The 13333-nt window shown below is 30.7% G+C and carries 11 protein-coding genes and 1 pseudogene; 5 read left to right on the top strand and 7 right to left on the bottom strand.

Annotation, left to right across the window (positions count from 1 at the left end):
* Positions 1-122 (bottom strand): HTH domain-containing protein (locus tag ACREV6_RS02585; RefSeq protein WP_431576502.1); only part of this gene is annotated, 122 nt, incomplete at its 3' end.
* A 141-nt stretch (positions 123-263) separates the two neighbouring features.
* Positions 264-809: pseudogene (locus tag ACREV6_RS02590) on the bottom strand (DsbA family oxidoreductase); the annotation flags it as partial.
* Between the two features lie 280 nt (positions 810-1089).
* On the opposite strand from ACREV6_RS02590, the gene ACREV6_RS02595 reads away from it, so the two are divergent.
* Positions 1090-1455: a hypothetical protein gene (locus ACREV6_RS02595; RefSeq protein WP_431576480.1), complete on the top strand. Its 366-nt coding sequence runs from the start codon at positions 1090-1092 to the stop codon at positions 1453-1455.
* Positions 1456-2272: 817 nt separating this feature from the next.
* Positions 2273-2821 (top strand): DUF5694 domain-containing protein, encoded by a 549-nt coding sequence (locus tag ACREV6_RS02600; RefSeq protein ID WP_431576503.1) that lies wholly within the window; start codon positions 2273-2275, stop codon positions 2819-2821.
* A 79-nt stretch (positions 2822-2900) separates the two neighbouring features.
* Here the strand turns inward: ACREV6_RS02600 and ACREV6_RS02605 are convergent, their stop codons facing one another.
* From ACREV6_RS02605 to murC, 5 genes are all read right to left on the bottom strand, one after another.
* Positions 2901-3815: a PhzF family phenazine biosynthesis protein gene (locus tag ACREV6_RS02605; RefSeq protein ID WP_431576481.1), complete on the bottom strand. Its 915-nt coding sequence runs from the start codon at positions 3813-3815 to the stop codon at positions 2901-2903.
* A gap of 180 nt (positions 3816-3995) precedes the next feature.
* Positions 3996-5783 (bottom strand): ABC transporter ATP-binding protein, encoded by a 1788-nt coding sequence (locus ACREV6_RS02610; RefSeq protein ID WP_431576482.1) that lies wholly within the window; start codon positions 5781-5783, stop codon positions 3996-3998.
* A complete protein-coding gene (locus ACREV6_RS02615) occupies positions 5784-7520 on the bottom strand; it encodes an ABC transporter ATP-binding protein (RefSeq protein WP_431576483.1) in 1737 nt (578 codons plus the stop codon).
* A 790-nt stretch (positions 7521-8310) separates the two neighbouring features.
* Entirely contained in the window at positions 8311-8448 is a 138-nt protein-coding gene (locus ACREV6_RS02620; protein WP_431576484.1) for a hypothetical protein, read from the bottom strand.
* Between the two features lie 118 nt (positions 8449-8566).
* Positions 8567-9943, bottom strand: coding sequence for a UDP-N-acetylmuramate--L-alanine ligase (gene murC / locus ACREV6_RS02625; protein WP_431576485.1), 1377 nt, complete (start codon positions 9941-9943; stop codon positions 8567-8569).
* Between the two features lie 383 nt (positions 9944-10326).
* On the opposite strand from murC, the gene purR reads away from it, so the two are divergent.
* The 3 genes from purR to glmU all read left to right on the top strand — a co-directional run bounded on the left by purR (position 10327) and on the right by glmU (position 13099).
* Positions 10327-11148, top strand: a complete 822-nt coding sequence (gene purR / locus ACREV6_RS02630) for a pur operon repressor (protein ID WP_431576486.1) — start codon at positions 10327-10329, stop codon at positions 11146-11148.
* A gap of 106 nt (positions 11149-11254) precedes the next feature.
* On the top strand, positions 11255-11560 hold the full coding sequence (gene spoVG / locus ACREV6_RS02635; RefSeq protein ID WP_431576487.1) for a septation regulator SpoVG: 306 nt from the start codon (positions 11255-11257) through the stop codon (positions 11558-11560).
* Between the two features lie 168 nt (positions 11561-11728).
* On the top strand, positions 11729-13099 hold the full coding sequence (gene glmU / locus ACREV6_RS02640; RefSeq protein WP_431576488.1) for a bifunctional UDP-N-acetylglucosamine diphosphorylase/glucosamine-1-phosphate N-acetyltransferase GlmU: 1371 nt from the start codon (positions 11729-11731) through the stop codon (positions 13097-13099).
* Positions 13100-13333 lie beyond the last annotated feature (234 nt).

Here is a 13333-nt window from a genome sequence, read left to right on the forward strand (position 1 = left end):
TCTTCTTCAAATTTTTCTTTGAATTCTTTTGTATAGGTAATTGATTTTGCGCTTACCTTTTGGACGTATGGGTTCTTCCGAAGGTTACTCTGTTGTTCTTCTGTAAAATAGGTTTTCCCCATATCATAACTCTCCTAACTTGATGTATTAAGTATAACAAAAAGACCCTACAAAGTAGAGTCAGTTAGTTTTGAGTCAAGTATGGCTCTTTTTTTAAACTGTCTACCTTATAGGGTCCATTATAAAATGCAAGGCTTTTTTAATTATTTTAACTTATCTAATATTTTCCTAAATTCCTCTATAGGTTGTGCCCCAACTATAGAGTATTTGTTATTTATAACAAAAGTAGGAGTGCTATTAAATTCCATTCTGTGGGCATCCCTAGCACTATTATTTAAAGAAGTTTCATAGACTCTATCTTTAACAGCGGAAGTAAGTTCATCTTTATTTAGACCAAGGATTTTACCTAAGTCTGCAAGCACCTCTAAATCACCTATATCTTTTGAATCTCTAAAGTACGCATCCATTAGTGAAGAGTGATATTCTTTTAATTTACCATGGGCTCTAGCAAATTCTGCAGCTTCTAAAGCGTTATGAGAATTAGGCATTCTTTCTAATCTTCCAAAGTGAATTCCATATAGTGAGCCCGAGTGATTAAGGTTGCTTAGCATATTTTCTAAATTAGGCCTACTAAATCTTTCACTAAGATTTACTCCTTCACTTGGAGTTTCAGGGTGTATTTCTAGCCCTAACCATTCGACCTCAAGGTCGTATTCTTTTTCAAGTTTCTCGACAATACCTTTGCCGACGTAACAGAAAGGTCAAATATAGTCGGAGAAAATTTTAATTTTTATACTCATAATAGTACCTCCAATTTTCTTTATAATATAAATGTATCTTGATATTAATTACTAATGCTTATTTATATTATAAACATATTGATACTTATTTTCAACTAATAATAATTATCGAATTAGAATCTATTATAAAGGGAAGATAAAAAAGATTTGGATTAAGGTACACTGAAATAAATATGATATAATATTTGTAAGTAAAATAGTTAGATTAAGTATTTTATTGGAGGTAGTTATGATTTATGAAAAAAGTAATCTGAAAATAGTAAGTGATTTCGAGGTAAGGGAAATACAAAGGGATGAATATAACATTGATTTAATAATCTCAATAGATTTTAGATGTGTAAATATGTATTTACAAAATGCTCCTAAATACATAAAGTCTAGAGTACAATTTCCATCCGTTAAAAGCATACTTATTAGATTTTGCATTATAGAAGATAATAATACATGTACCCTGCATTTTTTAAGTGATAGTGGAATTCATTCTACTATGGCAAACTTTGAGATGGATTATTGTGAAACATATATAGAAGTAAGAGATAGTGAATATTTTGTGGACATGAAAATACTGAACAGAGAGATCACTTCTTTTAATTAATTTATCATAAAGTGTTTAATTTGTGATAATATAAGATTATTCATATTAAATGAAGATGAAATTATTTATGTATTTAAAGTTGATTAATTATAATAAGGGTGGCAAATTATATTTTATGTATTTACACTTAGAAGAAGTAGAAAAATTTTTATGAAATATAATAGATAATAACAAACTCATATCCTTATTTTAAAATAAGGATATGAGTTTTATTTTTTATATAAAAAGATCAAGAGGATTTAATAAACTTATATGGAAATATATATAATAAGTATGAAAAATCATCAATATAAAAATAATCATGGAAATTGGAGGATTGAGAAATGAAAAAAATATGTAATCAGTGCCAGAGTGAAATGATAGAGGATTGCAAGGTGGAATCTTATGGTGGAGTTACAATTTCGAAGAAAGGCAAAGGGGGGCATTATGAAAAAGAACATTAAAAATAAGTATGCTGTGTACTTAATATGTTTATTTACTATTTTGTTTGTCTTAAAACGGTTTTATTTAAAAAATATGATAAGTTTATTACTCCTAATATCTATATCATTATCATTAAATTTAGCTATATTCTTGCTAACATATTTATATAGAAAAAAGATTAACGATACATATATTATAATAACATTTGTTATTGTTGCTATATATAATACTGTAAATATTTTTATCATCATATATCCTAATAATTTAATTGGTAATAGGATTTCGTTTATACTATTTATATTATTTTTACTATCATTTTACAAAGCCGATAATGCTAAACAGTTTAAAACTTAACTAAGAAAGGAAGTGAATATTTAAGGGAGTTGGTTAGTGAATACTAGGAGGGGATCATTGTGGAAGTGGTGTCTATGTATATAACGAAACAATAAGTGATAGAAATGAAATTGTTCAATTAGGCTTTAGGATGGGGCAAATGTTTAATCATACTAAAATATATCCTATAGATTGTTCAGTAGACTTACCAGACAAGGTATTTGAATATGCTGAAAAAAATTGTCCGAAGCTTTATGAGGAATTCATGAAGGAAATAAAAGAAGTGGGGATAAGTGAAAATGAATTAATGAAAAGCAATACAGTTAGAGAGATTCTAAGATATTTAAATAATCCTCAGCATATTTCAAATGAACATAGCAACTTATATCTACATTTAGCACAAGTAGGGTCAGGAGATACTTATTATGGAGTAGATATGATTACAGAATGGTATAGAAGAAATTTATATATTTTAGGAAACTTACAAAGTATAGCTGAGCCAGGAGATAGAATATTAGTTATTTATGGTGCAGGTCATTGTAAAATACTTCAGGACCTTGTGAGAGACTATAATAAATTTGAATTAGTAGAGGTTTTAGATTATTTATAAAATAAAATTTTGTATATTGAAAGTTTAAATGCCACTAGAAGAACTATTCTAGTGGCATAAATAATAAGTACTATATTTATTATCTGTAAAGTATTTCCCCTTCCATAACAATAACTGCTTCACCTCCAACCTTTACTGTTAAGTTATTCTTAGTTCCTTCCAGCCTTACAACTATTTTGCTGGGTCTATTCATATAGTATCCTTGCTCACAGATTATAGTTATATTATCTTCAAATTTAAGCACATCATTTTTTACTAGGTAGGCACCAAGTGCTCCATTAGAAGTTCCTGTGGCAGCTTCTTCATTTATGCCAGCAGCAGGGCCAAAGTTTCTACAAGCTAGAGTGGAGGATTCCTCTTCCGTTTCAAGAGTAAAGGCATGAACTCCAATAATGTTTAGCTTATTACTATACAGGGCCAATCTATCATAGTTTGGATTTATGGACTTTAATGCAGATAGACTTTTAACTGGAAGCATAATATCAGTAAGACCAGTAGATACAGCTTGTGGAATAAGGCAGCACCCCTCAATCCCTATATCCTGTGCGTTTATTCCCATGATTTCAGCAAGTTCACACAGGTCTTCAACATTAAAAAGAAATTTAGGTTTAGTTTGGGTCATCATTACACTATGGATTTTACCGTCTTTAAAATAAAGTTCAACTGGTAGGATACCAGCCTTAGTTTTTTGTTTTACAATTTTTACATTATTAGTTCCAGTGATGGTACCTTTTGAAGCTAAGGCAAAAAAAGAAGCAATTGTAGCATGACCGCATAAATTTACCTCTTGAGTAGGTGTAAAAAACCGCACATTATAATCTGCCACGTCATCTTCTAGTGGAAAAATAAAGGCAGTTTCAGATAAATTCATTTCCTTTGCAATTTTCAACATATCCCTATCATTTAACCCAATTGCATCAGGCACTACACCAGCTGGATTACCTCCAAAGGGCGCAGCTGAAAATGCGTCTACTTCATAAATAACTTTTTTCATAAAGAATACATTCCTTTCTAATGTGAAATTTTTATTTTCAGACTATATTATCTAATATAGTTGCAATATCTGAGTATGTAAATAAAAAATAAACCTACATCTGAAAGTTGTAGGTTTATTTTTTAATATCATAGATTGTTAATAGTTTTATTTAAATTTCTAACTCCACTCGCAAGTGACTTAAGCCCCTTCATTTAAGAATTTATATTGAGACATATAAAGATCATAATACAAGCCTTTTAGAGCTATAAGTTCGGCGTGGGTGCCGCCCTCTACTATTCGACCATCATCTATAACCATTATCTTGTCACAGTCTCTTATGGTTGATAGCCTGTGTGCTATAACAAAGGAGGTTCTATTATATAGAAGCTTTTTAATGCCCTTTTGTACAAGCTTTTCTGTAGTAGTATCAATATTAGAAGTAGCTTCATCCAATATTAATATTCTTGGATTAGCAAGTAGTGCGCGAGCAAAGGATATAAGCTGCCTTTGACCAACAGAAAGTCTAGATCCTCTTTCATTTACCTCTGTAGCATAACCGTTATCTAGCTTCATGATAAAAGAATCTGCGTTAACTGCAACAGCCGACGCTATTACTTGTTCATCAGTGGCATCTAATTTCCCGTAACGAATATTTTCCATAATAGTAGTAGAGAAGAGAAAGGTATCCTGTAGCATTATACCCATTTGACTTCGAAGGGATTCGATATCAACATGAGATACATTCTTGCCGTCTACTAAAACCTCTCCGCTATCAGCATCGTAAAATCTACTAATCAAGTTAATTATTGTAGTTTTACCTGCCCCTGTAGGACCGACTAAAGCTACAGTTTCTCCAGCTTTTATTTTAAAACTCACATTATTCAATACAGAAACATCATTATCATAGCTAAAAATTACATTTTTGAATTCCACATCACCTTTTATTTTAGGCATTTTTATAGCTTTATCAATAGTTATAATATCTGGTTTTATATCTAGTATTTCAAAAATTCTTTCTGCAGAAGAGAAATTTGTTATTAATGTATTGTAAAAATTACTGATATTCATAATTGGTCTCCAAAACATTGAAATATAAGCAGTGAAGGCAACGAGTTCACCAATAGTTAAGGTTTTTGCCTTTATAAGTGGTACACTATACCAGTATACGAGTAAACTTCCAACCCCCCAGGATAATTCCACCATGGGCCAAAACAAATCATTTAATCTAACAGCCTTCAAAAATGAAGCCATCATATCACTAACATAGCTTGTGAAGGTTTTAGAGGTTTTGTCTTCAGTGGCAAAAGATTGAACTATTCTTATACCAGAAAAATCCTCATGGGTAAAGGCATTAAGGTTAGAACGTTTAGATCTATATATTTGCCAGCGTTTTCTAGAAAATATTTCTATAGAAAAAAGAACGATAACTAAAACTGGTAAGAAGGAGATTGAAATTAAAGCTAATTTAATATTCATAGAAAACATAATAATTGTTACAAATACAAGAGTTAGGATTTCAGGTATAAAGCTAGTTACGCTATTATCAAAGAGATCTTGTAGAGAACTTACATCTCCAATAATCCTTGCAAGTATTTTTCCAACGGGTCTATTATCAAAAAATGTAAAGGATAGTTTCTGAATATGGGTATACAATTCTTGTCTTATATTCAGTAGAGCAGAGTTAGTAACTGAAGCCATAATATTAATGCGTGCTCTAGAGGCAATTAGGGATATTACATTGAAAACTAACATAAAACCAGCAATTTGTGCTAGACCGCGTATATTAGAGGTTACTATATATTTGTCTATTGCCAGCTTTAAAATATATGGGTTTAGTAGAGAGCATACCATTACTATTATCATAAGCAAAATAACTAATATTACTTTGAGTTTAAAGGGCTTTAAATAACTAAATATCCTTATTATTAATTTTCCCTTGGAAGTAGATTCAAATTGTTCATCTTGCTTAGTTGAATTTCTAGCCATTTATACCACCGCCCCTTCTAGGTCTATAAAGTCTGTAAATTGTTGAGTGTACACATCATAATACTTTCCTCTTTTTTCAAGGAGAGTTTGGTGATTTCCCATTTCCACCACATGGCCATCTTCAAGGAATATTATTATATCAGCATTTTTAACTGCTGAAATTCTATGTGCAATTATAAAAGTAGTTTGTTTGTTAGTTCTATGGTGAAGATTTTTAAGAAGATTGTATTCGGTATCCATATCTAGGGCTGAAGTAGCATCATCAAGTATTAAAATACTAGAATCCTTAACTAGTGCTCTTGCAATAGAAAGTCTTTGTTTTTGGCCACCAGAAAGGCCTAGTCCTCTTTCTCCAATAATTGTCTCATAGCCGTCTGTAAGAGTTTCAAGAAATTCGTCCACGCAGGCGTCCGTGCAAGCTTTTTTTATTTCGTAAGGGGAGGCCTCAAGTTTTCCAAAACGGATATTTTCATAAATGCTCTCTGAAAATAAAAAAGTATCTTGATGGACTACAGCCATTTTACTTCTCAAATCATGGATGCATATATCACGTACATCATTACCATCTACGGTAATGCAGCCTTTGGATATATCATAATATCTGCCTATAAGATTTACAAGAGAGCTTTTACCTGAACCTGTTGTGCCCATTATTGCAACAGTGCTTCCAGCAGGTATATCCAAATTTATATTTTTAAGGATATAATTTTCATTATATTTAAAAGACACATTTTCAAATTTTATTGCGCCTTTAATTACAGGCATAGCTATGGCATCATCTTTATCTTTAATTTCAGGCTCTACGTCCATTATATCAAAGATTTTTTTAGCGGAAGTGTTTGCTTGAGTTATCATATTTGTAAGCCAACCTATCATTCTCATTGGCCAAATTAACATCCACACATATTGACTAAAAGCTACTAGTTCACCGATAGATAAACTTTTATCAATTACCATAATTCCACCAACACATACTACTGCTAGAACAGACATATTACATAAAAATTCTATCATAGGAAAGTGTTTACTCCATATCTTAGTTTGTTTCATATTAAGATCATAATTTGTTCTGTTATGATTTAAAAATTTTAGTGTTTCATGCCTTTCTCTAGCAAAAGCTTTTACAAGCCTTACACCGGCAATGTTTTCTTGAGCTGTAGTGTTTAAAACTGCATTATGATCACTTATTTCGCCAAATGCCTGCCCAACTTCTTTTTCAAGCTTCATTGCTATATAGCCAATGAGAGGCATAGTTATAAGAGTTACCAGGGCAAGTTTCCAGTTCATCCTAAATATAAGTACAGATGCAACTAGGAAATAAATTAATTGTTCTATAGCAAGGCCAATACCAAAAGCAATGGACCTCCATACATTATCTACGTCAGAGCCCATCCTTGACATAAGTTCACCTGTGTTCATACTATCAAAATATTTAAAAGGTAAACTTTGAATATGATCAAATAGATCTGTTTTTAGATCTATACTTACTCTAGAAGATAAATAATCTAAGCTGTATTCTCTAATATATCCAAGTATTGACCGAGTAAGAGTAATTCCAGCAAGAGACATTAATACAAAAGTTAGAAGATTATACTCACCATTGCGAAGTACTTTATCAATCATAACTTTTACTAAATAGGGATTAAACATGTCTAGTGCGATGCTAATTATCATTGCAATAGAAGGTATGATAATAAAGAGTTTGTATTTTGTAACATATTTCAAAATTCTTTTCATTAAAATGCAGCCTCCTTCGGGGTCGATATAGTTTTTATTAGTATATTTTCAGAAATAGAGCTTACTCTATTTCTGAAAATATTTCAAGTGTTTATATAATATTAAATCATAATCATTAATAACGAAATGATACAAGATTAGATGCGGGTACTTATTACGAAATAATATAAGGCATTGTTAAGGCTATTATTGCATAAATATAATGGCTTTCGCCGATAACGACTGCGTAGATATCTATTTTTAAAGAAAGTAAACCCCATAGTAATCCCTCCTAAATTAATATTATAGTTTTTTGAATTTGTAGATTTATTCATTTTAATTTCCTCGCTTTCAAATTTTTATTAAATACTAATAGATAGCTTATATGTGTTTGTTTGTACTATGAAAATAGGCAAGGGCGCTAATGCGGTTAGATGTAGTTAATAAGAAAGGTTTTGGCCAATAAGCATATCGAGTTTTTCTGGTTTTAAAAAAACTGTGTTTCATAAATATACCTCCTAAACTAGATTTTGGTTTTGTTAAACTTTTAGAATTATACATTATAATTCCTCCTACAATTTATTTTGAATCTATAATTAATCACATATGTGATTTATTAATCATTACCTGTGGTGCTGAAATGTAGTTAACATAAAAAAGCCATGGAAATTTCCATGGCTTAAAAAATGATTAATCTTATGCTAGCGAAATATGCGCACATAAGAAATTAACTCATATAAAAAGGTCATGGACTAGTAGCCCATGACCAATGTTTATAATTTCATAAAAATACTATAATAAAGATAAAGTATTATGAAAAGATAATTTCCATTAAGGTAGGACTATCATATAAAGTTTTAGACATAAAAATACTACTGGATATAACTAAATTAAATGTAACTAAATTAAACTTAATATTAGCATTAATACATATTTCCTTATTGAACATAATTACTACCTCCTTTTCATAATGTGGTATGATTAACATTTATTTAAAATGATTCTTTTTTAAGAATACCTTATTTGTTAATAGATGTCAATAGGCAATTTCAAAAATATTCAATATATTACTTTAAATACATTTCTCCTATTTTAAATACATCTCCTGCACCCATCGTAAGGAGCATATCACCATCTTTTAAATTGATTCTAAGATGATTCACAATTTCAGGGAAACTATGAAAATTTACGCAATTTACATTTTTTGATCGAATTCTATCTCCCAGCATATTGGAACTTATTTCCCCAGTATCTTTTTCTCTAGCAGCATAAATATCTGCCAGGATTAAATTATCTATATCATAAAAAGAATCTGAAAAATCTTCAAATAAGCTTATGGTTCTTGAATAAGTATGAGGTTGAAAAACACAATAAATTTTATTGTGAGGGTAATTTTTTGCAGCACTTAAAGTTGCTCTAATTTCTGTAGGATGATGAGCATAATCGTCGATAACAGTTACACCACCTTTAGTTCCCTTTAGCTCAAATCTTCTATGAGTACCCCTAAAACTAGAAAGTCCGTTAGTAATAGAGTCTTCAGAAAAATTAAGGCACAGTGAAGTTCCTATACTTGCAAGAGCATTTAGAATATTATGCTGTCCTGGCACATTAAGATTTATTTGAAATAGCAGGTGGTCTTCTTTATACACATCAAAGCTGGCACAACCTGACTCGTTATAGCTAATATTTTTTGCCTTAAGTATTCCTTTGTCTATTCCATAAGTAAGTATATTACAGTTGTAATTATTATTGAGAATAGTGTTAACATTTTCATCCTCTACATTTGCAATTAAATAGCCTTCCTTAGGTATAAGATTAATAAATTTTTTAAAGGTATCTTTAATGTGATCTATGTCTCTATAGTAATCCAGGTGATCTGCATCTATATTCGTTATTGTGGCTATATAGGGAAAAAACTTTAAAAATGATGCTTTATATTCGCAAGCTTCTGTAATAAAATAGTCACTATTTCCAGCTAGAACATTACCACAAATAGCATCGAGTTCTCCGCCTACCAATACGGTGGGGTCGACATCTTCATTTAAAATTATATGAGCAATCATTGAGGTTGTAGTGGTTTTACCATGGGTACCTGCTACAGCTACATTATACTTATGACCTTTCATAATTTGGCCTAAAAACTCAGCCCTATCCATTAAAGGTAGATTTAGATCCAAAGCTTTAATGTATTCAGGATTTTCAGGGGAAATAGCAGCAGTGTACACAACTAAATCTGCATCCTTTATGTTATCGCCATTATGGCCTATATAAATTTCAGCACCTTTTTCACTAAGCTTATTTGTTATATGTGATGACTGCATGTCGGAACCAGAAACTTTATAGTTGTTCTTTATAAGTATTTCAGCAAGGCCGCTCATACTTATACCGCCAATTCCTATAAAATGAATTTTCTTGTTTTTATCTTTTATAAAATCAAAAGACATTATATCAACTCCTTAAAAATTATTACGCTTGTTTAGTATATTCAAATACCAGTAATATTGATTATAACAAATTAATGAACATAAGGCACATTCAAACAAACAACAAATTATCACGTTAGTCTATTTTAATATGATTAAGGGTTCTTCTTAATTATATACAAAATCACACAAAAACAACACAGGCATAGAACAATATTTTTATAAAAATTGACTTATAGGAAAATATAAAGCCTAAAAACAATTGCTAAGTAATAAACACAATGTTTTGAAATTAGTCAGATAAGCATTGTAATAGTGATTAAAAAGATTTACAATAAAATTACGAATGATAGTTGAAATTTTACTCGGTAAAATTCGTAAAATAAAGATATGGGTGATAAATAATGAATAAATATAGTAGAAATCAAAGAGTTACAGGAATTACTAAAATATTAACAGAAAATCCAAATAAGACAATTAATTTAAAAAAATTTACAGAATTATTTAATGCAGCTAAATCCACAATTAGCGAAGATATTGTCATTGTTCGCGAAACGCTAAGCGCGCTATCTATGGGAAGGGTGGAGACAGTTGCAGGTGCAGCTGGAGGAGTAAAATATATTTGCGGAGTATCTCAGGAAGAAAGTAGAATATTTGCAGAAGAGTTATGTGAGATTTTAAGTCATAAAGATAGAGTAATACCAGGAAATTTTATATCTATGACTGATATTATGTATAATCCAGAAATAGTGCATAAAGCAGGAGTTATTCTTGCATCTGCTTTTAATGAGTTACATATAGACTATGTAGTAACTGTAGAGACTAAAGGAATACCACTGGCATTTGAGGTGGCGAAGATGCTGGGGGTTCAATTAGTTATAGTAAGAAGGGATCCTAAGGTTACTGAGGGAAGTACTGTTAGTATCAATTATGCATCTGGTTCTACTAATAGAATTCAGACTATGTCTCTTACAAGAAACTCTATAAAAAAAGGAAGCAAATGTATTTTCATAGATGACTTTATGAAAGCTGGAGGCACTGCAAGAGGCATAATTAATTTGCTGAAAGAGTTTGAAAGTGAACTTATAGGTATCGGAGTTTTCATTGAGAATATTGAAAGCGGTCATAAATTAGTAGAAGAGTATATATCAATAATCCAGTTTAAAGGAATAAGCCCTGAAGGTAAATCCCAGTTAACTCCATCAGAAATCTTCGAAAAAGCGTAATATTCAAAATATTTAATATTTTTTTACAATTTAAGAAGGAATAAACCAAGTTATAGAGAAATAGTATAATTATAACGCAACATAATGCAACTTGGAGGTGGAGTACATGGAAATTACAGATGTTAGAATTAGGAAAATAGCTACAGAGGGTAAAATGAAAGCTATCGTATCAATAACTTTTGATAATGAATTTGTTGTTCATGATATTAAAGTTATAGAAGGGCAAAGTGGACTTTTTATTGCTATGCCAAGTAGAAAAACTCCAGATGGAGAATTCAAGGATATAGCACATCCGATAAACACTGGAACAAGGGAAAAGATTCAAACAGCTATTTTGGAAGAATATGAAAAAGTGAAAAGTGAAGAACCTGTAAAAGTAGTAGAAAATTTAGAAGAAAAAGTAGAAGTATAAAAAGGGTGAAAACCCCTTTTTATTTTTTTGAAAGAAAATATTTAAAAACCTATAAGGCTTCTTGCAATTAAATATAATATAAAATATAATATAAGAAGTGTTTTAATTGATTATATGTAATATAAAATGTTTTAATGTGTCGAATTATTGTATAAAGAGGTGTTTAATTTGTATAAATGCGCTATAGTATTAGCTGCAGGTGAAGGAAAAAGAATGAACTCTAATACTCCTAAGATGCTACATAAGGTCTGTGGTAAAGAAATGATAAATCACGTTATTGACACTATTAGAAGTGCAGATATAGGAACCATTGATGTGGTAATTGGAAGAGGAGCGGAAAAGGTTAAAAAAGCAACAGAAGACAGAAAGATTAGTTATTCCTTACAAGAAGAGCAGTTAGGGACAGGGCACGCAGTAATGTGCGCTAAAGAATTCCTAGGTGGGCATAAAGGCACAGTGGCAATATTTGTTGGAGATGGTCCGCTAATTACTGAAACAACTGTTAGGGAACTCTTAGATTATCATGAAAAGGGAAAATTTAAAGCTACTATATTAACTTCAACTATGAAGTATCCTGGAAAGTATGGTAGAATAATTAGAAGCCATATTGGTGAAGTTGAAAAAATAGTTGAATTTAAAGACTGTAATCCTGAAGAACTAGCGGTTAAGGAAATAAATTCAGGAATGTATTGCTTTAATATAGAAGAGTTACTTAGTAGTTTAGATAAATTAAATAATAATAATGCTCAAAGCGAATACTATTTAACGGATGTTATTGGTATATTAAAGGGGCAAGGGTTTAAAGTTGGAGCTTTTGATGTACCTATTGAAGAAATTACTGCTGTTAACTCTAAAGTAGAGCTTGCAGATGCAGAGCTAATTATGAAAGCAAGAATAAATAGAAAACATATGGAAAATGGAGTTACAATAATGGATCCGAATAACACTTATATTGATTGGTCAGTTATAATAGGGAAGGATACTATTATATATCCAGGGAATATACTACAAGGCACCACAATTATTAAAGAAAACTGTGTTCTTTATCAGAATAATAGAATTGTTGATAGTATTATTCAAAATGGAGTTTCAGTTCAAAGTTCTGTGATAATTGAAAGTCAGGTAGGTGAGGAAACGACTGTGGGACCATATGCGTACATTAGACCGGAAAGTATTATAGGTAAACATGCTAGAATAGGAGATTTTGTTGAAATTAAAAAATCAACTATTGGAGATAATACAAAGGTATCGCATCTTACTTATATAGGTGATGCAGAGGTTGGAAGTGGCTGTAATTTTGGCTGCGGAACTGTGGTTGTAAATTATGATGGTAAATCAAAATTCAAAACAATAATAGGCAATAACACTTTTATAGGGTGCAATACTAACCTAGTATCGCCTGTAAAAGTTAATGATAATGCATATATCGCTGCTGGTTCTACAATTACAAATGAGGTGCCTAAAAATGCTTTGGCCATAGCTAGAGCAAGGCAAGTAAATATTGAAAATTGGGTAGTGAGAAAAGGACATAGCAAATAAAGTAACAAGGTATAATAGTTAACGATATTTCAGCACCGCAGGTGATGATTTAATAAGTAAATAATAAAGGGAGGTGGAAAACTGATTTTTGTAGTAAAGTGGATATATAAAAACTACTAAAGGTGCATTAAATTTAGTATATAAATCCTATGATACTACCCTTCTATTTAGTGGATGGAATGAAAATTCATATAAATTATACTAAATATAATTTATATGATTTTGGAAATCAGG

The sequence above is a fragment of the Clostridium sp. genome (genome assembly GCF_050717515.1).
In the GTDB taxonomy this organism is placed as follows: domain Bacteria; phylum Bacillota; class Clostridia; order Clostridiales; family Clostridiaceae; genus Clostridium_AD.